We start from the raw sequence: 20,625 nt of genomic DNA on the forward strand, positions 1-20,625 counted from the left end.
CCTACAGCGCGGTGACGGTCGCGCTGGGGGAGAGCGCCCGGGTCGGCGCGCCGCGCAGCAGCACGACGGAGAGCAGGGCGGCGATCGCGGCGCAGACGGCGGCGCCGGCGAAGACGGTGTGCTCCTGGGCGATGGCGGCGCCGATGAGCAGGTCCTGGTAGTCCTCGCACATGCCGCCGCCGGTGCACACCGAGGACAGCGACGGCAGGTCGGCCTGGGCGGCATAGTAGCTGCGCAGGCCGATCGTGGTGAGCGCCGAGATGCCCACCAGCATGCCGACCATGCGGGCCACGACGGTGAACGAGGTGGTCAGGCCGTGCATCGACTGCTCGGTCGTGGCCAGGATCGCCGCGTTGACCGGCGCCAGGGCGAGGCCGAAGCCGAGGCCGCCGGCGACGAGCACGACGGTCGCCGACAGCGAGCGCAGCGCGTCGGCGTCCCAGCGGGCCATGAGGACGAAGGCCACCGCGGCCAGCAGCATCCCGCCCCCCGCGATCACGCCCGCCGGCAGTCGCCGGGTGAGGAAGCCGCCCGCGACGGCACCCACCGGCAGCGCGACCAGGAACTCGAGCAGCACCAGGGCCGCCTTGAGCTGGCTGTCGCCGTAGATCGTGGTGCGGGCGAAGAGCGGCACGTCGATCAGCGCCGCGACCAGCGCCGCGCCGACGAAGAACGAGATCAGCACCGAGCCCCACGCCGGGGTCCGGGCGAAGGCGCCGCGCGGCACGATCGGGTCCTGCGCCCGGCGCAGGTGGACCACGAAGCCGAGCAGCGCCAGCCCGCCGGCGATGAGATACCAGACGCCCTGCTCGGAGAAGACCGCCACCTCGGGGTCGGCGGTCGCGAAGGCCAGGATCACCCCGGCCAGGGCGAAGGAGAGCAGCAGCGCACCGAGGAGGTCGACCTCGGCGGTGATCCGGCCGAGCACGCGGCGTACGCCCGGCCGCAGGCCGCGCTTGAGCAAGCTGTACTTCAGCAGGCTGGCGAGACCGCCGAGGATCGTGACCAGGCCCAGCGGGGTCAGCCAGCGGGTCGACCCGGCCAGGGGCACGTAGAGCGCGCCCCAGGTCAGGTCCTGGACCAGCGCGGTCGGCTCGATCGCCAGCAGCACGAACGCGGCGCCGGTGAGCAGCAACAGCAGCAGTGCGACCAGGTCCGGTCGCCGTGAGCGATCCCGGACCGCGTCCGAGCGGCCCAGCCGCCGGATCGCCACCGCCAGCACGACGCCGACGACGAGGTTGAGCACGAAGATCGCCCGCCAGTCCGCGACGGCGAGCACGGCCGCTCCGATGAGCGGCCCGAGCACCGAGCCGAGCTCCTGGACCGCCGAGACCAGCCCGAGCGGCACCCCGCGGCGCTCGGCGGGGTAGAGCGCCGCCACCAGCGCGAGGGTCGCCGGCACGAGCGCGCCGCCGCCCAGCCCCTGGAAGAACCGGCCGACCACCATCGCGGCCAGGTCCCACGACAGCGCCGTGAGGAACGAGCCGAAGGCGAAGACGACCAGTCCGCCGACGAGCACCGGCAGGTGCCCGAGAAGGTCGGCGAGCCGTCCGATCAGCGGCAGCACCGCCACATAGCCCAGCAGGAACCCGGAGATCAACGGCGCGGCCCGCTGCAGCTCCTCGATCGAGAGCCCGACGCCCGCCATCATGTCCGGCAGCGCCAGCACGACGACGTAGGTGTCCGCGGCGGCGAACGCCACCGCGACGGCCGCCAACCACAGGACGGCCCTCACGGCTTGGTGATCTCCTTCTCGACGTCGTACTCGTTGATGTCGATCGTGTAGGAGTAGGCCGCCTCGCCCTCACCGCTGAAGTGGCCCGTGATGGTGGCCTCGGTGAGGTGGTCGGAGTCGTTGATGATGTAGGTGACGTCGAAGTCGCCGGTCGCGCCGGCCAGGATCTTCTGGACCGCGGAGTCGGGGAGCGTGCCGGTGTAGGTCGAGAGGATCTCGTCGTTGTCGGCGCCGCCGCGCACCGACTTGCCGATCTTCACGTCCTCGGTCGCGGCGAGCAGCGAGGAGATGCCGGTCTCCGGCGCGATCAGCGCGGCCGGGTCGGGCACGCCGTAGTCGGCCGGGTCGAGCTCCTGGAACGCCGTCGTGAACGGCAGCTTCGCGTAGACGACACCGTCGACCGAGACCACCTCGACCTGTGCCTCGGCGCCCATCACCGGCACGGTCAGCTTGCCCTGGAACGCGGGCTGGCGGGTCAGCGTCCCGGTCGCCGCCTTCAGCGTCGTGATGCCCTCGGGCAGGTCGTCGGAGGCGATCGAGAAGTTGATCCCGCTCGTCTCGTCGAGGTGCTTCTGCGCCGCGGCGAGCACCTGCTTCGGCGTACGGCCCTTGGCCGGGTCCTCGTCGCCGCAGGAGGTCATCACGAGAAGCGCGGCCAGAAGGGCGACGAGGGCGAAGGCGAAGCGTGGCAGGCTCAGTGGCATGCGGCTCAGAATGCCACGCCCCGCAACCCTCGTGGTGTCCAGGTGGCCTCATCGGTGGGCCGGACGCGGAGTCTCCAGGCACCGGCGGATGGTGGTGACGATGTTGCCGGCGGTGAAGAGATCCTCGTCCGAGGATTCGCCGCGACGTACGTCGTGGATCTGGTCGACGAGCGCGGCCAGGGCATCCTGCGCGACCGCCTTGGCCTCCGGGTCGGCGGTGCGCCCGTCTCCCGACTCCACCAGGTCCGCGAGAGCGAGCAGCGCTCGCGCCGTCGGCGGGCGCAGCTCCGGGCCCAGACCGAGCTGATCGTTCCCCGCCCGTTCCTCCTCCTCCAGGAGCTGGGCGAGCTCCTCGACCAGGAGACACACCCGCTCGAGGCTCGCTGCCTGCTCGAGCTGCCTCGCCAAGCGGTCTCGGTGGTTCTCCCGCCGCATGTTGGCACGGGAGGCATCGAGGACGAGCTGCCTCGCGGCGCGCATGTCCTGCAGGGCCGGCTCCAGCTGGGCCAGGAGGTCGCTCCACTGGTCCTCGGTCGGTGGGCTGTCTCGGTGCAGAGCATGCGCCAGCCGCCGGAGCTGGATGAGCACCTCCTTCCGGACCTCGTCCATCGCCCGCTCCGCGGGCGCGAGAGGCAGCTGCGGGAAGAGCATCGTCATCGCGACCCCGATCGCGGCGCCGATCAGGGTGAGGCCGCCGAAGGCACTCACGAACGCCATGGGATCGCCGGTCCCGATGATCAGCACGAACAAGGCCGCCGTCGGGACCCAGTGGCCCTTGTCGTCGAGCCGGTGCCAGCTCCCCGCGATCGTGCCCACCCCGATCACCAGGGCCACCGTCGCGGGCCCTGGCTCGAGGACCGCCCCGATGGCCAGTGCGATGGCGGAGCCCAGCCAGATGCTGACGATGCTCTGGACGGACTTGCGCACCGAGCCCAGCACGGTCGAGGACATCGCCACCACGGCCCCCAGGGGCGCGTAGTAGGGGAACTCGCCAGCCGGGCCGGGGAAGACGGCACCGATCCAGAACGCGATGGCTCCCGCGACCGCCGTCGTCAGGGCCTGGCCCCACGGAAGCCGGCGGGCCCGCGAGCGGAGGCGAGCCGCTCGATCCGTGGCGGGCGTGGCTGCCTGTACGGCCATGCTCCCTCCCTCTGCGTCGGAGTGACCCGGTACCCGCCTACGCCGGTTCATGCCTCCGCAGGGCCGAGAGTCGGCTCCCGGGTCAGGCGGTGACGGCCACGTCGCGGGTGAGGACGCGGCGGGTGAGGAGGGCGAGGAGGACGGCGATGACGCCGACGAGGACGACGGCGGCACCGAGGCCGCCGAGGGCACCGGTGAAGGCGACGACCAGGAGCGGGCAGACGAACTCGCCGAGGAACAGGGCGGCGGTCCACAGGCCGGTGCCGCGGCCGCGCTGCTCGAAGGTGAGACCGGACTGGGCCCAGACGAGCAGGGTGGGCAGCATCAGGCCGGTGCCGGCCGAGGCGATCACCGCTCCGAGCACGATGACCGGCACCACCGAGGTCGCGCCGAGCACGACCAGCCCGGTCCCGGCCAGCCCGAAGGCGATCGGCAGCAGCGTGGCGGTGCCGCGGCCGGAGACCCGGCCGAAGGCGTACGCACCACCGGCCGTCGCGAGCGAGGCGAGCGCGGTGAAGGCGCCGATGACGGGGACGGCGGTGATGCCGGCCGCGTCGAGCACGTAGGGCAGCTCCACGATCGGGGTGTAGAAGACGACGCCGCCGACGAGGGTGACCGCGCACGGCAGGGCGAGGGCGCGGGTGGGCAACGGAGGCAGGGGAGCGCGCTCCCCGGCCCGGGCGGTCTCGCCGGCCGGCTGCCAGATGAGCGTCGCGGTGAGGACGAGGAAGAGCAGGCTGGAGGCGTAGAGCCAGAACGGGGTGCGCCAGTCCTGGGCGCCCAGCGCCCCGCCGAGGGCGAAGAACACGGTCGCCGACAGCGACGCGAACACGGTCTGCATGCCGAGCCAGCGGTCACGCTCGGTGCCGGAGAAGTAGTCGGAGATGAGCGTGGTGCAGCAGGTCATGATCGCCGCCTCGGCGACACCGACCCCCGCCCGACTCACCACGATCGCGGCGAGCCCGTCCAGCCACAGCGGGGCGGTGCCGAAGACGGCGTAGACCGCCAGGCCGGTCAGCAGCAGCCGCTTGCGCCCGAACCTGTCCACGATGCGCCCGGCGAAAGGTGCCAGGAGCGCGATCATCAGCGCCGGGACGGTGAGCGAGAGCGGTACCAGCGTGGTCGCGGCGCCGCTGTCGCCGAAGTGGTCCTGCATCCGCGGCAGGACGGGAGCGAGCAGCACGGCGCCGAGGACCGGCAGGCAGCTCATGAACATCAGCAGGAAGCCCTGCGGGCGTCCGGCTCGCCGGACGGGCGTGAGGGGGTCGGACATGGGGTCTCCAGGGATCAGGCCGAGACGTGTGACAGCAGTCACAGAATCGTGGAAGACCTGGCAGGTATTGCGGAAGCCAAACCTGCTTCTGCTGGGTATCAGCCGCGTCGATAGCCCGACATCAGTCCGGCTGCTCCATCCGCTCGGCGGCGCGGGCCATCATCCGGCGCAGCCAGCCGTGCGCCGGGTCCGCACGATGGGCGGGATGCCACCAGAACGCCTCCTTGAGCGGGATCACGTCCCAGGGGCACTCGAGGACGCGGACACCGGCGGCCCCCGTCAGCCGCGTGGCGAGCTGACGCTGCAACAGGGCGACGCGCGGGGTGCCGGCGACCAGGAACGGGACCGGGAGGAAGCTCTCGGTCACCACATGGACGTCGGGCTCGACGCCGATCATGCTGAGCTGGCGTACGGCCGGGGTGAAGGCGGTCGGGGCGTGGTGGGTGACGACCCACGGCATCTCGGCGAGCTGCCCCATGGTGATCGTCTCGCCGACCGCGTCGTTGTCGGCGGAGACGACCAGCAGCCAGCCGTCGGTGTGGAGCTCGACCGCGGGCAGGTCGTGGAGGAAGCCGTGGGGGAGGACCATCCCGTCGACGTGCCGCAGCGACTCCGGTGCCTGGTCGACGTCGGCGTGGGTCTGCAGCTGGAACCGCAGGCGTACGCCGGGGGCCTCCCGGGCCAGCTCGGTGGCGAGGTGGTCGCCGAGGACGGTCGTGGAGTAGTCCGAGGCGACCACGGTGAACTCCCGGGTCGAGGTCGCCGGGTCGAAGCCCGGCTCGGCCTCGAAGACCCGGCGTACGCCGGCCAGTGCTGTCGTGGTGGCCCCGCGGAGCTGGGTGGCCAGCGGGGTGAGGTCGTAGCGGTTGCCGGTGCGGACGAGGAGCTCGTCGCCGAAGTGACGCCTCAGGCGCCGCAGCGCGGCCGAGACCGCCGGCTGGCTCAGCCCGAGCCGTTCCGCGGCGCGGGTGACGTTGCGCTCCTCGAGCAGTGCGTCCAGGGAGAGCAGCAGGTTGAGATCGAGGTTGCGGAGGGGATCGGTGGCCATGGCGAGACTATAAACGCCATGTATAGGCAAGATCGGCGATCTGCTCTTCCTGAATAGTTCCGTGAGGGTGAGAGTGGTGCTCGTCACTCCACCGCCCCACAACCATGGAGATCTCATGCCCGCCATCAGCTCGGTTCTCGTCATCGGTGCCGGAACCGCCGGGACGGCGACCGCGATCCTGCTCGCCGAGCAAGGCATCTCGGTCGACCTCGTCGAGGCGAAGCCGGACATCTCGGTCCTCGGCTCCGGGATCACCCTGCAGGGCAACGCACTGCGGGTGCTGCGCGACCTGGGGGTGTGGGAGCAGCTGCACGCGGAGGGCTACGGGTACGACACCCTCGGGCTGCGCGCGCCCGACCCGGCCGGCACGCTGCTGGTCGAGCTGGAGGACCACCGCACGGGCGGGCCGGACCTGCCCGCGACGGTGGGGATGTACCGCCCCACGCTGGCTCGGATCCTCCTCGACCGCGCCGTCGCGGCCGGCGCCAAGGTGCGCTTCGGGACCTTCCCGTCCGGCATCGAGCAGGACGAGACGGGCGTCGACGTCGCCTTCGCCGACGGGTCGGACGGACGCTACGACCTCGTCGTCGGTGCCGACGGGGTGCGGTCCTGGACCCGCCGGGCGATCGGCATCGACGCCGAGCCCGAGCCGGTCGGGATGGGGATCTGGCGGGCCTTCACCCGGCGTCCGGCCGAGGTCACGCGCACCGACCTCTTCTACGGCGGACCGTCCTACATCGCGGGCTACTGCCCGACGTCGGAGGACGCCCTGTACGCCTACATCGTCGAGCCGGCCCAGGACCGGAGCGGCCTCTCGCCACAGGAGGGGCTGGCGGTGATGCGCGAGCTCGCCGAGGCGTACCACGGGCCGTGGGACGAGATCCGCGCGTCCCTGACCGACGCCGCGCGCGTGAACCACACCCACTTCGAGAGCCATGTCGTCGACGGCCCCTGGAACCGCGGCCGGGTCGCGATCATCGGCGACGCCGCGCACAGCTGCCCGCCGACCCTCGCCCAGGGCGCTGCCCAGGCGCTCGAGGACGCGGCCGTGCTCGCCGAGCTGCTGACCAGCACCGACGACCTGGACGCGGTCTGGCCCGCGTTCACCGAGCGCCGGCTGCCGCGCGCGAAGGCCGTCGTCGAGGCCTCGCTCCAGCTCTGCACCTGGCTGAAGGCGCACGAGCGCGGTGACGTCCCCGGGCTGATGGCCCGCGTCGCCGACCTCGTCAGCGACCCGGCCTGACTTCCGCTATCCCACCAAGGAGAACACCGTGACCGACCCCGTCATCGAGACCCCGCCCGCCGAGCGGCTGATCACCCACCTGCGCCACGTCGACCTGGCCGTGCCCGACTACGAGCGGCAGCTGGAGTTCTACACGAGCACCTGGAAGCTCACGGCCGAGACCACCGACTCCGGTCTGGCGTTCCTGGCCGCGGAGGGCTCCCCGGAGCACTACTCCGTGCGCCTGCGCCGCGCCGACGACAAGCGCCTGGACCTGATCGCCTTCGGCGCGGCCAGTCCGGCCGATGTCGACGCGATGGCCGAGCGGCTCGGCCGGGCCGGGGTGAAGCTCGTCAGCGAGCCGGGCCCGGTCCTGACGCCGGGCGGCGGCTACGGCTTCCGCTTCTTCGACAACGACGGACGCACGGTCGAGGTCTCCTGCGATGTTGCCGTGCGTCAACATCGGAAGATCGAGGAGGGCGAGTCGGTCCCGGTCAAGCTCTCCCACGTCGTCATCAACTCGCCCAACCCCGAGCAGACCGTGGCGTTCTACCAGCGCCACCTCGGCTTCGCGCTCTCCGACACCCTGATGCACCCGCGGATGGGCTCGATGATGTGGTTCCTGCGCACGAACCGGTTCCACCACAGCCTGGCGATCGCCCGCGGGCCGCACGTCGCCCTGCACCACGCCTCCTTCGAGATGCGCGGCCTGGACGAGTACATGCGCGGCACCGGGCGGCTGCTGCGCGCCGGCGTGGAGAAGATCTGGGGCCCGGGGCGGCACCTGGCCGGCAACAACACCTTCAGCTACTTCCTGGACCCGCACGGCAACACGATCGAGTACACCACCGAGCTCGAGGAGCTCGCCGAGGACACCTGGCACCCGCACCTCTACGACTTCAGCGACCCCGAGGTCACCGACCAGTGGGGCACCGCCAACCCGATGGACGAGCTGATCGCCGGCAAGTCCTTCAACGACCCGGACAAGGGCGTCTTCGTCGCCCCGCCGGTCTGAGGAGGACCGATGAAGCTCGCCACCTACCTCGACCACGACCTGCGGGTGCCGCGCGTCGGCCTGGTCACCGACGAGGGTCTGCACCCGTTCGCCGTCCGGCACTCCATGCGCTCGCTGATCGCCGCCGGACGCGACGCGCTCGACCGTGCCGCCGACCATGCCCGGGCGGCGGATCCCCTCGACCTTGCCGAGGTCGAGCTGCTGGCGCCGCTCGAGCCGGCCTCGATCCGTGACTTCGTCGCCTTCGAGGAGCACGTCGAGGGCGTACGCCGCTCGGTCGACGGCGCGGTCGGCGTCCCCGATGCCTGGTACGACGCCCCGGCCTTCTACTTCACCAACCCGCACGCGATCCTCGGGCCGGACGCGGCGGTCCCGTTCCCGGCGGCCTGCGAGGCGCGCGACTTCGAGCTCGAGGTCGCCGTCGTCGTCGGCTCCGAGGGCCGGTCGGTCCCTCCGGAGGAGGCCTGGACATACGTCTTCGGCTACACGATCCTCAACGACTGGTCGGCCCGCGACGTGCAGGGCCGCGAGATGCAGGTCGGCCTCGGGCCGGCGAAGGGCAAGGACTTCGCGACCACGCTCGGGCCGTGGATCGTGACCGCCGACGAGCTGGCGCCGTTCCGGGACGAGGACGGCTTCCTCGACCTGCTGTGCACGGTGTCGGTCAACGGCATCGAGGTGGGCCGCGACCTTCTCGCCCACAGCGGCTGGACCTTCGAGACGATGATCGCGTACGCCTCCCGCGACTCCCGCGTGGTCGCCGGCGACGTCCTCGGCTCGGGCACCGTCGGCAACGGCGGGTGCCTGGCCGAGCTGTGGGGCCGTCATGGTGCGCAGGAGCCGAAGCCGCTGCAGCCCGGTGACGTGGTCACCCTCGAGGTCGAGGGGATCGGCACCCTCACCAACACCGTCGCGGTCGCCCCGCCGGCGCCCGAGCTGCCAGCGGTGCGCCGCCGTGACGGTGCCGCCCGGGCGGCTGCTCGGGGATCGCGATGAGCTCGCTGGCCGGACGTACGGTCGTGGTCACCGGTGCCGCTTCGGGGATCGGGGCGGCGGTCGCCGCCGCCGTGACCGCGTCGGGCGGGACGGTGGTGGGCGTCGACCGGGAGAGCGCGCCCGGCGTACGGAAGCTGGACGTCCGTGATGAGGACGCCTGGGCCGGGCTGGCCGGCGAGCTCGCCGGGCAGGTCCATGGGCTGGTGAGCTGCGCGGGCGTGACCCGCCGTGCCCGCGTGGGCGCGGCGAGCGTCGCCGACATGCGGGACGCCCACGACGTCAACGTGCTCGGGCCGTTGCTCGGGATCCAGGCGCTGGCGCCGCTGATGCCGGCCGGCGGGTCGATCGTCACCATCGGGTCGCTCGCCGCCCTGCAGGGGCACTACCCGGTGGCCTACACGACCAGCAAGTGGGCCGTACGCGGGCTCACACACACTGCGGCGCTGGAGCTCGGGGAGCGCGGGATCCGCGTCAACGCCGTGCACCCGGGCTTCATCGAGACCGCCATGACCGCCTCCGCGCCGCCCGCGTTCCGCGACGCCTCGGTCGCGGCCACCCCGCTCGGCCGCGTCGGCACGCCCGAGGAGGTCGCGTCGGTCGTGGTCTTCCTGCTCGGCGACGCAGCGGCGTACGTCACCGGTGCCGAGATCCCCGTCGACGGCGGGGTCGCCTCGCACGCCGGCGCCAAGGCCGTCTCCGACGCCCTGCGCTGAGATTCATCACAACGAAGAGGACAAGAGATGTTCGAGTACTTCCCCGGCAACTACGTCTGGAACCTGGGCGTGGTCGCCACGCTCAACTCCGGCGGCCTGATCGACGAGGTCGACCGTGCCTGCCGGCCGCTGCGAGAGCTCGCCGCCCAGGGCTCCGACGTGGGCACCGCCGAGTTCATGGCTGCCTGGCGCCGTGTCGCCGACCAGCTCGAGGAGCAGGCCGGCGAGGCCGAGAAGGCCGGCCACCGGCGTACGGCAGGGCAGAAGCTCTTCCGCGCCTCGGTCTACGTCTCCCAGGCCGAGCGGATGCAGAGCGCGAAGGACCCGGGCCGCAACGCCGAGTACCAGCGCAGCGTCGACCTACTGGTCCGCTCCTTCGAGCTGCTCGACCAGCCGACGGTCAAGGTCGCGATCCCGTACGTCGAGAACGGCCGTGAGACCACGCTGCCCGCCTACTTCCACCCGGCTCATCGGGACGGGACGCCGGCGCCGGTGATGATCGTGTGGAACGGCCTCGACTCGACCAAGGAGATGATGGTCGGCGCCGGCGTCCACACCGAGCTGGCCGCTCGTGGCATCTCGACGCTGATGGTCGACTGCGGCGGTGCCGGGGAGGCGCTGCGTCTCGACGGGCTCACCGCCCGCGTCGACACCGAGGCGTGGGCCGCGGCCTGCGTCGACTGGCTCGAGACCCGCTCGGACGTACGCGCCGACCGGTTCGGGCTCGTGGGCTGGTCGCTGGGTGGCTACTACGCGCCCCGCGCGGCGGCGTACGAGAAGCGGCTGGCGCTGTGTGTCGCCTGGGGCGCGAACCATGACTGGGGTGCGGTGCAGAAGCGACGCCTCGAGCGTGAGGGCGAGAATCCGGTGCCGCACTACTGGGACCACGTGCTGTGGGTGTGGGGGCAGCCCGACGTCGACACGTTCATCCGGTTCGCCGAGGACATCAACCTCGACGGGGTGGTCGAGGAGATCACGGTGCCGTTCCTGATCGCCCATGGTGAGAACGACCGCCAGATCCCGCTGTCCTACGCCCGTCGCTCCTACGACCAGGCGGTCAACAGCCCCCAGCGGGAACTGCGGATCTTCACCCCCGAGGAGGGCGCCACCGAGCACATCGGGCTGGACCACCTCCCACACGTCCTGGGGTTCGTCGCCGACTGGGTCGCGGACACCTTCGCCGAGCTGGACGCCTCGTGAGCGTCCTGGATCGACGCGACCCCGAGGGTGAGATCGCGAAGACGGTCGCCCGGGTCTCCAACTGGGGACGCTGGGGCGAGGACGACGTCCGCGGGACGATGAACTTCCTGACCGACGCCCGACGGGTCTCGGCCGCGGGGCTGGTGCGGACCGGGCGGTCGTACTCGCTCTCCCTGCCCTTCGACATGGACGGGCCGCAGAACGGCTGGCGACGGCGTACGAACCCGGTGCACACCATGCTCGACACCGGCACCGACGCGGTGACCGGTGTCCAGGGCTTCCCGCACGGGATCGGTGGCGCGGACGACGTCATCGCGATGCCGTTGCAGTGCTCGACCCAGTGGGACGGCCTCGGCCACATATTCGACCACGGGCGCGCCTGGAACGGCCGCCCGGCGGAGTCGGTCGTGACCTCGCTGGGTGACGGCGTCACCGGGATCGAGACGGTCGCCGACGTGGTCTGCGGTCGCGGGGTGCTGCTCGACGTCGGCCGCGCGGTCGGCACCGACGGAGAGCTGCCCGACGGGTTCGCGATCACCGAGGAGCACCTGGCGCAGACGATCGCCGCGCAGGGTGCGAGCGCGGCCGTGGGCCGCGGCGACATCGTCGTCGTCCGCACCGGTCAGCTGACCCGGGCCCGCCGGGGTGTCGCCGCCGGCGAGGGCTGGGGTGGCTACGCCGGCGGGCCGGCTCCCGGCCTCTCCTTCACCACCGCCGACTGGCTGCACCGCACCGAGATCGCCGCGATCGCGACCGACACCTGGGGCTTCGAGGTGCGTCCGAACGAGTTCGACGACGCGTTCCAGCCGCTGCACCAGGTCGCGATCCCGCACCTGGGGCTCTTCCTCGGCGAGATGTGGGACCTCGACGGCCTCGCCTCCGCGTGCGCGCAGGACGGTCGCTACGACTTCCTCCTGACCGCGGCCCCGCTGCGCGTCACTGGCGCCGTCGGTGCCCCGGTGAACCCGATCGCCCTGCGCTGATCACCGCTGGTCGAGCCGGATTCGTTCGTTCCTCACGAATCCGGCTCGACCAGCGGAGCGGTTGGCGGGGGCTATCGGTTGGCGACGGGGCCGGCGACGGCGTCGATGGGCTGCTCGAGCGGGATGCCGGAGCCGTCACGGCGCGGGTCGATCTCGGGGAGGTCGATCGGTGCTCCCGACGCTGCGGCTGCCATCGCAGGTGCGGCGCCGACCCAGGCGAAGACGATCGAGTCCTCGCCCTTGAGGTAGCGGTGCGCGCGTACGCCGCCGGTGGCCCGGCCCTTGGCCGGGTACTCGCTGAACGGTGTGGTCTTCACCGATCCGGTCTCGGTCCCGGGCAGAGCGCTCGAGGACCCGGCGACGGTCACGACCGCGGCCCCCTCGGGCGCGTCGGGGGAGACGACGCCGAAGAAGACGACCTTGGACCCGTGGGCCATCCGGACGCCGGCCATGCCGCCGGCGCTGCGGCCCTGGGGACGGACCACGTCGGCCGGGAAGTGCAGGAGCTGGGCGTCGGAGGTGACGAAGACCAGCGACTCGGTGCCGGTGCGCAGCTGCGCCGCGCCGACCACCTCGTCGCCGTCGGCGAGCTTGATGACCTCCCACTCGTCCTTGTTGAGCAGCACCTCGGGGTTGACCCGCTTGACGACGCCGAGCCTGGTGCCGAGCGCGATGCCGGGACCGTCGGTGGCCAGCGTCGTGAGCGCCAGCGCGCGCTCGTCGGACTCCAGGGAGAGCAGCGCGGACAGCGGTAGACCGCCGGACAGGTTGGGGTCACCGTGTGTCGGCGGCATCGCCGGCAGGTCGAGCACCCCGAGACGTACGAGACGGCCGCGGGAGGTGAGGACGCCGATCTGGCCGCGCGCGGTGGCCGGGACCACCGAGACGATCACGTCGTGGTTGGCGCGCGCCGAGCCCGTCGAGAAGGGCTCGGCATCCGAGGAGCGGGCCAGGAGGCCGGTCGAGGACAGCAGCGCGAAGCACGGGTCGTCGGCGACCTCGAGGCTCATCGCCTCGAGCGCCGGGGTGCCGGCGGAGGCGAGCAGCACGGTGCGCCGCGGGGTGCCGAACGTCTTGGCGACCTCGCCCAGCTCGTCGGAGACGACCTTCCGCAGCATCTCGTCGTCGCCGAGGATCGAGTCGAGGTACTCGATCGTCGAGCGGAGGTCGTCGCGCTCCTTCTCCAGCTCGATCTTGGAGAACTTCGTCAGCCGGCGCAGCGCCATGTCGAGGATGTACTCCGCCTGCGGCTGGCTCAGGTCGAAGACCGAGATCAGCCGCTCCTTGGCCTCGCCGGCGTTGTCGGAGGAGCGGATCAGCTGGATGACCTCGTCGATGTCGAGGATCGCGATCAGCAGCCCGTCGACCAGGTGGAGCCGGTCGGCCGCCTTGTCACGACGGAACTGCGAACGACGACGGACGACGTCGTAGCGGTGTCCCAGGAAGACCTCGAGCAGCTCCTTGAGGCCGAGCGTGCGCGGCTGCCCGTCGACGAGCGCGACGTTGTTGATGCCGAAGGAGTCCTCCAGCGGCGTCATCTTGTAGAGCTGCTCGAGCACGGCCTCGGGCACGAACCCGTTCTTGACCTCGATGACGAGGCGGGTGCCGTGCTCGCGGTCGGTGAGGTCCTTGAGGTCGGCGATGCCCTGGATCTTCTTGGACTGCACCAGCGTCTTGACCCGCTCGATGATCTTCTCGGTGCCGATGTTGAACGGCAGCTCGGTGATCACGATGCCCTTGCGTCGCCCGAACGGCTCGATCCGCGTGGTGGCGCGGATCTTGAAGGAGCCGCGGCCGGTCTCGTACGCATCCCGGATCCCGTCGAGGCCGACGATGGTGCCGCCGGTGGGCAGGTCGGGGCCGGGGATGAACTTCATCAGCGTGTCGAGCTCGGCGCCGGGGTGCTTGATCAGGTGGCGCGCGGCGGCGATGACCTCGACCAGGTTGTGCGGGGCCATGTTGGTGGCCATGCCGACCGCGATGCCCGTGGCGCCGTTGACCAGCAGGTTGGGGATCGCCGCGGGGAGCACGCTCGGCTCCATCTCCCGCGAGTCGTAGTTGGGCCGGAAGTCGACCGTGTCTTCCTTGATGTCATCGGTCATCGCCTGCGCCGCCGGGCCCATCCGGGCCTCGGTGTAACGCATGGCCGCCGCCGGGTCGTCGCCGCCGGGGGAGCCGAAGTTGCCGTGCCCGTCGATCATCGGCAGCCGCATCGCCCACGGCTGCGCCATCCGGACCAGGGCGTCGTAGATCGCGCCGTCGCCGTGCGGGTGCAGCTTGCCCATCACCTCACCGACGATGCGGGCACACTTCACGTGGCCGCGGTCGGGACGTACGCCCATGTCGTTCATCGTGTAGAGGATCCGCCGCTGAACGGGCTTGAGGCCGTCGCGGGCGTCGGGCAGCGCCCGCGAGTAGATGACGGAGTAGGAGTACTCCAGGAATGAGGACCGCATCTCGTCCCCGATGTCGGTGTCGAGGATGTGCTCCTCGAAGTCGTCGGGTACGTCCTGCTTGGTCTTGCCGCGTGCCATAAGGGGCATTGTCTCGAATCCCTGTGCGAGTGCGACATCGGGCTCGCCGACTGTGCCGATTTCTGGAGGAGATCCGAGGCAGGTCGGCCTTCCGTACGCCGCACATCCGCGTACATTGGCTGTAGAGACCAATCCGTCCAGGAGTCACCGGTTCAACGCACATGGAGGTGCTTGAAGATGGCTGTCACCCAGATCGAGCTCGACAACGAGCTGCTCGCGGAGATCCAGCGGATCTCCGGCGCTACCACGCCCCAGGAGGCGGTGGAGTTCGCCGTGCGCGAACTCGTCATCCGCAACCATGAGGGCGACGCTCCCAAGCACGCCCAGAAGCTGGCGCGGAACTGGGACTATGACGGCTGGCGGGTGCTCAACGAGCGCGACCGCGCCAACGCCGTACGTCACTGAGGGGTTCTTCGCTGCCGCGTTGGCCGCCACCTCGAAAAAGATTGGCTGGCTGTCGGGTCGGCAGCCAGCCCTGTCGGGCTTTGATTTCAGTTGGGTGCCGGCACTTGCCAGGGTGGGTCGGCGCGGCTTGGTTCGGGTGGCGTATCGACGCCAAATCACCACCCGGAACTGGCGTAAATATGTCGTCTGACCAGGCAAAATACGTGCGATCTTGCCGGTGGGTGCTGGTAAAATATCTGGCATGGAAGCACTCCTCGACCCCGACGACACCACCAGCGGTCTGCTGGCCGTGGTGCGTACGTCTCGGGCGGTCGCGGAGCAGGCTGACCGGGATGTGTTGATCGCTGCGGCACGGTTCGCCGCGTTGCATTCGGTCGACACTGTGGAGGACGCGGCGCGGCTGGATGAGGATGCGTTCGGGGACCGAATGCTGCCGTTGGCCGGGCCTGGGGCACCGCTGGTGTCCGAGGCAGCAGCCGTGGAGTTCGCCGCCGTCTGGGGGCGCTCCACCCAGGCGGGGAAGAAGTTCCTCGGGGACGCGGTCGAGCTGCGTTACCGGCTCAAGCATGTGTGGGTGCGGATCTTGGACGGGTCGCTGCTGGCCTGGCGGGCCCGTCGGATCGCGGACCTGACCCGGAACCTCGATGCCGACGTGGCGGCGTGGGTGGATCAGCATGTCGGGCCGTACGCCCACCAGATGGGGCCGGTCCAGTTGGAGCGGGCCATCACCCAGGCGGCAGCACGGTTCGAACCCGACGTTGCCGCCGCAGTCTCTGAATCCGATGCCGTCGAGCATCGTTCGGTCACCATCACCGCCAACGAGACCGTCCCGTTTGTCGGCGCGGGTGCCGAACAAGGCCAAGCCGTCCTTGCTTTGGGGTACATCGATGGCGTCCTCGACGCTGCCGATGCCCTGGATCTGGAGCAGGCTGTGGCCGCGGTCGCGCACGGGCTCCTCGACCAGGACGACTACGCCGATGCGAGCCTGGACGTGCGGCGGGCTGCGGCGCTCGGGATCCTGGGCCGGGCCTACAACTCCGGCACTTTCGACGGTGTCCCGGGTGTCGCGCGGGTTGTCGAGCTGGTGATCCACGCCGAGACCCGCGACCTCGCCGGCACCGGCCTGGCACGGCTAGAGAACACTCGTGGCTTGGTCAGCATCGAACGCCTCGAGCAGTGGGCCACGGTCCCCGGGACCGTGGTCAAGCCGGTCATCGTGGTCGACCTGGCCGAGGACATCGAAACCGCCGGGTATGTCCCGACCGCCCGACAGCGACGCCAAGCCGCGCTGATCCACCAGAAGTGCAGCTTCCCGTATTGCCAGGCTCGCGCCGAATACTGCGACCTCGACCATCGTGTCGCCCATGCTGAGGGCGGCAAGACCAGCAGTCAGAACCTCACTCCGCTGTGTCGACGACATCACCGGATGAAGACCCACCACGGGTGGCGCTACCAGCGCATCCGGACCGGCACCTACCTATGGCGCAGCCCGCACGGTTACGAGTACGTCGTCAGCCCGGTCGGCACCATCGACATCAGCGGCGACCTCGACCCGCCGCTCGTACGAGCTGCCTGACCAGTCGGTCAGGACGTTCGGACACGCGTCGACATCAGGTGGCCGACGGGTCGTGGAGCACCAGGTCGAGCAGCCCGGGGAACCGGCGGTCGAACTCCTCGCGCCTGAGCCGGTTCATCCGCCGGTTGCCCTCGTCGCGCTGCTCGAGGAGACCGGCCTCGACGAGGGACCTGAAGTGATGGGTCAGCGTCGACTTCCCCACGGGGAGGTCGAGCTGACCGCACGCGATCGTCCAGGGGTCGGCCGAGGCCAGCTGCCGGAGGATCGAGCGTCGTACGGGGTCGCCGACCGCATCGAGGGCGCGCTGGAGCTCTGCGTCGGCTGCCGGGGAGCGGGAATCGGTTGACATGTTCGATCTCCGTCGTACAAGGTTGAGATGTTCGATCACCGTCGAACATAGTCGATCAGATGGGATTCCGGCATGCCCGACCAGCAGAAGGTGGACGAGCTCAAGAGGCGGCTGACGCCGTACGGGGTGTGGACCGGTGCGCAGCAGTGGTCAGACCTCGGCCGGGCGCGCGAGGTCGCGGCCGAGGTGGAGAGCCTCGGGTACGGCGCGATCTGGGTCGGGTCCTCCTCCATGCCGTTCGCGGTGCACGAGGCACTGCTCGCCGGCAGCACCGACCTGCTCGTCGTCACCGGGATCGTGAGCATCTGGGAGAACCCCGCGGCCGCGGTGGCGGCTCGCTACGCGGAGCTCGACGCGACGTACGGCGGTCGGTTCGTGCTCGGCCTCGGCAACAGCCATGCCCAGCAGGTGGGTGAGCAGACGTACGTCAAGCCGTACAGCCGAACCGTCGCCTACCTCGACGAGCTCGACGCTGCGGGCACGGTCCCGGAGGAGGGCCGGCTCCTGGCCGCCCTCCGTCCGCGCATGCTCGGTCTGGCCGGCACCCGCACCGCCGGCGCGCACCCCTACCTGATGCCGCCCGAGCACACCGCGCACGCACGGGCCGTGCTCGGAGCGGGGCCGCTGCTGGCTGCCGAGCAGAAGGTGGTCCTCGAGGCGGACCCGGCACGCGCTCGCGCCGTCGCCCGCCGGCGCCTGTCGATGTACCTCGGCCTGCCCAACTACACCGGCGCACTGCGGGACTACGGCCTGGTGCCGGAGGACTTCGAGGGCGAGGGCAGCGACCGCTGGGTGGACCTGGGCGCCGCCTGGGGCGATGAGGACGCCGTGCGGGCTCGTCTGCACGCCCACCGCGACGCCGGAGCAGACCACGTGCTGGTCCAGGTGCTCGCCGAGCGCGGCCTTTCCGATCTGCCGCTGCCCGAGTGGCGCAGGCTTGCGAGCGCTCTCCAGCTCCCGTGACGAGCCCACCCGGGTCTCGCCATGAGCGTCGACCTGGGGCCAACCGCTAGATTTCTCTCGTGACCGCGCAGCAGACCCCGCCGTACCCCTCCCACTGGGAGGCGGACGTGCTGCTGCGCGACGGGCGGACGGCCCACATCCGGCCGATCCGGTCGGCGGACAAGGACCTGCTGGTCGACTTCTACGACCACCGGGTCAGCGACGAGTCGAAGTACTACCGCTTCTTCTCGCCGATGCCGCACCTGTCCGCGCGCGATGTCGCGCGCTTCACCGAGGTCGACCACAAGGACCGGGTCGCCTTCATCCTCACGCTCCGCGGCCGGATGATCGCGGTCGGGCGCTACGACGTGGTCAAGCCCGGAGAGGCCGAGGTCGCCTTCCTCGTCGAGGACGACTACCAGGGCCGGGGGATCGCGCAGATCCTGCTCGAGCACCTCGCCCAGGCCGGGCGTGAGCGCGGGGTCACCAAGTTCACCGCCGACGTGCTCCCCGACAACGCGCGGATGATCCAGACCTTCCGTGACGCCGGCTACAAGGTCGCCAGCGTCTACGAGGACGGGGTCATCTCGCTGCAGTTCGGGATCGACGTCACCGACACCGCGGTCGGCCGGCTCGCCCTGCGCGAGCACGAGGCCGAGTCCGCCTCGATCCACCGCTTCTTCAACCCGCGCTCGGTCGCGGTCATCGGCGCCAGCCGGCGGCAGGAGACCGTCGGCCAGGCGCTGGTCCGCAACCTGGTGATCGGTGACTTCACCGGCCGGGTCTACATGGTCAACCCCAGCTCCACGGCGGTCAGCGGGATGCCGGCCTACAAGAGCGTCCAGGACATCCCCGACGACGTCGACGTGGCCATCGTCGCGGTGCCCGCCGACGCCGTCCAGGACGTCGTGCTCGACTGTGCCGCCAAGGGCGTGCACGGGCTCGTGGTCATCTCCAGCGGCTTCGCCGAGACCGGTGAGGAGGGCCGCCAGCGGCAGCGGCGGCTGGTCAACCTGTCCCGCTCCTACGGGCTGCGGCTGATCGGGCCCAACGCGCTCGGCGTCATCAACACCGACCCGCAGGTCAAGATCAACGCCAGCCTCGCTCCGACGATGCCGCCGCGCGGCCGCGCGGGCTTCTTCTGCCAGTCCGGTGCGCTCGGCTCGGCCATCCTGGAGAAGGTCAACAACCGAGGCCTGGGTCTGTCGACCTTCGTCAGCGCCGGAAACCGCGCGGACGTCTCCGGCAACGACCTCCTGCAGTACTGGGAGGAGGACGTCTCGACTGAGGTCGTGATGATGTACCTGGAGTCGATCGGTAACCCGCGCAAGTTCTCCCGCATCGCCCGCCGCGTCTCCCTGCGCAAGCCGATCGTCGCGGTCCGCTCTGGCCGCACCACCCAGGGTGTGCCGATGGGTCACGCGGTCCGCAAGATCAGCGCCCCGCCGGCGGCCGTCGACGCGATGTTCCGCCAGGCCGGCATCATCCAGGTCGACACCCTCGACGAGATGTTCGACGTCGCCCAGCTCCTCGCCCACCAGCCGCTCCCGCGCGGTCGGCGGGTGGCCATCGTGGGCAACTCCGACGCCCTGGGGCTGCTCGCCGCCGACGCCGCCGTCTCGGCCGGTCTCCAGGTCAACAAGCAGGTCCCGCTGCCGACCGAGCCGAGCGCCGAGGACTTCGAGGACGCGCTCGACGCGGCCATCGACGACCCCGAGGTCGACGCGGTGATCTCGGTCTACATCCCGCCGCTCAACGTCTCCGGCGAGGAGATCGCCAACGTGCTCGCCGCGGTGGGGGAGCAGTCCGACAAGCCGCTGGTCACCAGCTTCCTGGGTGCCGAGGGTGTCCCCGAGCTGCTGCGTGTCCCCGACGTGGCCGGCTCGACCGCCGGTCGCGGCTCGGTGCCGTCCTACTCCTCGGTGGAGTCGGCCGTACGTGCCCTGGCCAAGGTCGTGGAGTACGCCGTGTGGCTGCGCTCCGCCGACGGCGAGACCCCGTGGCTCAGCACCGATGAGTGCGACCCGCGCACGGCACGCAAGATCGTCACCGACGTGCTCGCCGCGCGCCCGGCGGGCGGCGACCTGAGCCGCGAGGACCTGAGCATGGTGCTGGCCGCCTACGGGATCAAGCTGTGGAACACCCACAGCGTCAGCACCCTCGAGGAGGCGATCGCCGCCGCGGAGGACCTCGGCTGGGGTGTCGTCCTCAAGGCGACCGTCGAGAGCGTCCGGGAGCGGCCCGACCAGGCCCATGTCGTACGCAACATCGACGACGTCGACGAGATGACCGAGGCCTGGGAGCTGATCACCAGCCGGATCCCGCCCGAGACCGGCGGGTTCACGGTGCAGCGCACCGCGCCCCCGGGGGTCCCGGTCGCGATCCGCTCGATGGAGGACCCGCTGTTCGGCCCCGTGGTCTCCTTCGGCATCGCCGGCCCGATCACCGAGCTGGTGGCCGACAAGGCCTACCGGATCCCGCCGCTGTCCGAGCGCGACGCCGCCTCGATGGTGCGTGAGATCAAGGCGGCGCCGATGCTCTTCGGCTACCGCGGCGGCGACATGGTCGATGTCGACGAGATCGAGCGGCTCGTCCTCAGGGTCGCCCAGCTGCAGAACGACCTGCCCCAGATCTCCTCCCTCGACCTCTCCCTGGTCCTCGTCGGGCTCGAAGGATCCGCCGTCCTCACCGCCGGTGCCAGGGTCGACCTGGTCGCCGACCCGCGGTCGGACTGGTTCGTACGTCGCCTCAACCCGGCGGTGGGCGACACCCTTCCTGGCTAGGCGGCCC

The 20,625-nt window shown here is 71.0% G+C and carries 17 protein-coding genes; 10 read left to right on the forward strand and 7 right to left on the reverse strand.

Translation table 11 applies throughout. The features are described from left to right. Position 1 precedes the first annotated feature (1 nt). The 5 genes from ACZ6WN_RS16305 to ACZ6WN_RS16325 all read right to left on the reverse strand — a co-directional run bounded on the left by ACZ6WN_RS16305 (position 2) and on the right by ACZ6WN_RS16325 (position 5,900). Positions 2-1,735, reverse strand: a complete 1,734-nt coding sequence (locus tag ACZ6WN_RS16305) for an MFS transporter (protein WP_465865949.1) — start codon at positions 1,733-1,735, stop codon at positions 2-4. Then, positions 1,732-2,439, reverse strand: coding sequence for an LppX_LprAFG lipoprotein (locus tag ACZ6WN_RS16310; RefSeq protein ID WP_465865950.1), 708 nt, complete (start codon positions 2,437-2,439; stop codon positions 1,732-1,734). Before ACZ6WN_RS16310 ends, ACZ6WN_RS16305 begins: the two co-directional genes overlap by 4 nt. Positions 2,440-2,487: 48 nt before the next feature. Then, positions 2,488-3,579, reverse strand: a complete 1,092-nt coding sequence (locus ACZ6WN_RS16315; protein ID WP_465865952.1) for an FUSC family protein — start codon at positions 3,577-3,579, stop codon at positions 2,488-2,490. Between the two features lie 82 nt (positions 3,580-3,661). Further along, positions 3,662-4,852 (reverse strand): MFS transporter, encoded by a 1,191-nt coding sequence (locus ACZ6WN_RS16320; protein WP_465865954.1) that lies wholly within the window; start codon positions 4,850-4,852, stop codon positions 3,662-3,664. 121 nt (positions 4,853-4,973) lie between these two features. Beyond that, a complete protein-coding gene (locus ACZ6WN_RS16325; RefSeq protein ID WP_465865955.1) occupies positions 4,974-5,900 on the reverse strand; it encodes a LysR family transcriptional regulator in 927 nt (308 codons plus the stop codon). 115 nt (positions 5,901-6,015) lie between these two features. On the opposite strand from ACZ6WN_RS16325, the gene ACZ6WN_RS16330 reads away from it, so the two are divergent. From ACZ6WN_RS16330 to ACZ6WN_RS16355, 6 genes are read left to right on the forward strand one after another with little or no spacing between them, the layout of a single operon-like run. Next, the gene (locus ACZ6WN_RS16330; RefSeq protein ID WP_465865957.1) at positions 6,016-7,143 is read left to right on the forward strand and encodes an FAD-dependent monooxygenase; all 1,128 of its coding nucleotides are present in this window, start codon (positions 6,016-6,018) and stop codon (positions 7,141-7,143) included. Between the two features lie 28 nt (positions 7,144-7,171). Further along, the gene (locus ACZ6WN_RS16335) at positions 7,172-8,137 is read left to right on the forward strand and encodes a VOC family protein (RefSeq protein ID WP_465865958.1); all 966 of its coding nucleotides are present in this window, start codon (positions 7,172-7,174) and stop codon (positions 8,135-8,137) included. 9 nt (positions 8,138-8,146) lie between these two features. Continuing rightward, on the forward strand, positions 8,147-9,133 hold the full coding sequence (locus ACZ6WN_RS16340) for a fumarylacetoacetate hydrolase family protein (protein WP_465865960.1): 987 nt from the start codon (positions 8,147-8,149) through the stop codon (positions 9,131-9,133). Beyond that, positions 9,130-9,846: an SDR family oxidoreductase gene (locus tag ACZ6WN_RS16345; protein WP_465865961.1), complete on the forward strand. Its 717-nt coding sequence runs from the start codon at positions 9,130-9,132 to the stop codon at positions 9,844-9,846. The genes ACZ6WN_RS16340 and ACZ6WN_RS16345 overlap by 4 nt, the downstream gene beginning before the upstream one ends. A 27-nt stretch (positions 9,847-9,873) precedes the next feature. After that, a complete protein-coding gene (locus ACZ6WN_RS16350; RefSeq protein WP_465865963.1) occupies positions 9,874-11,046 on the forward strand; it encodes an alpha/beta hydrolase family protein in 1,173 nt (390 codons plus the stop codon). Further along, the gene (locus ACZ6WN_RS16355) at positions 11,043-12,029 is read left to right on the forward strand and encodes a cyclase family protein (protein WP_465865965.1); all 987 of its coding nucleotides are present in this window, start codon (positions 11,043-11,045) and stop codon (positions 12,027-12,029) included. Before ACZ6WN_RS16350 ends, ACZ6WN_RS16355 begins: the two co-directional genes overlap by 4 nt. Before the next feature lie 71 nt (positions 12,030-12,100). On the opposite strand, the gene ACZ6WN_RS16360 is transcribed toward ACZ6WN_RS16355, so the two are convergent. Next, positions 12,101-14,563, reverse strand: a complete 2,463-nt coding sequence (locus ACZ6WN_RS16360) for a DNA gyrase/topoisomerase IV subunit A (protein WP_465865966.1) — start codon at positions 14,561-14,563, stop codon at positions 12,101-12,103. A gap of 177 nt (positions 14,564-14,740) precedes the next feature. Here ACZ6WN_RS16360 and ACZ6WN_RS16365 point away from each other — a divergent pair, with 177 nt between their 5' ends. Next, positions 14,741-14,968, forward strand: a complete 228-nt coding sequence (locus ACZ6WN_RS16365; protein WP_465865967.1) for a type II toxin-antitoxin system VapB family antitoxin — start codon at positions 14,741-14,743, stop codon at positions 14,966-14,968. 217 nt (positions 14,969-15,185) lie between these two features. Then, complete coding sequence (locus tag ACZ6WN_RS16370) at positions 15,186-16,544, forward strand: HNH endonuclease signature motif containing protein (RefSeq protein WP_465866604.1); 1,359 nt, start codon at positions 15,186-15,188, stop codon at positions 16,542-16,544. 34 nt (positions 16,545-16,578) lie between these two features. Here ACZ6WN_RS16370 and ACZ6WN_RS16375 read toward each other — a convergent pair whose 3' ends face one another. Then, the gene (locus ACZ6WN_RS16375) at positions 16,579-16,893 is read right to left on the reverse strand and encodes an ArsR/SmtB family transcription factor (RefSeq protein ID WP_465865969.1); all 315 of its coding nucleotides are present in this window, start codon (positions 16,891-16,893) and stop codon (positions 16,579-16,581) included. Between the two features lie 72 nt (positions 16,894-16,965). On the opposite strand from ACZ6WN_RS16375, the gene ACZ6WN_RS16380 reads away from it, so the two are divergent. After that, positions 16,966-17,856: a TIGR03620 family F420-dependent LLM class oxidoreductase gene (locus ACZ6WN_RS16380; RefSeq protein ID WP_465865970.1), complete on the forward strand. Its 891-nt coding sequence runs from the start codon at positions 16,966-16,968 to the stop codon at positions 17,854-17,856. Positions 17,857-17,915: 59 nt separating this feature from the next. Further along, positions 17,916-20,618, forward strand: a complete 2,703-nt coding sequence (locus ACZ6WN_RS16385) for a bifunctional acetate--CoA ligase family protein/GNAT family N-acetyltransferase (protein ID WP_465865971.1) — start codon at positions 17,916-17,918, stop codon at positions 20,616-20,618. The last annotated feature ends 7 nt before the right edge of the window (positions 20,619-20,625 follow it).

The organism is Nocardioides sp. NPDC054178 (assembly GCF_055585005.1).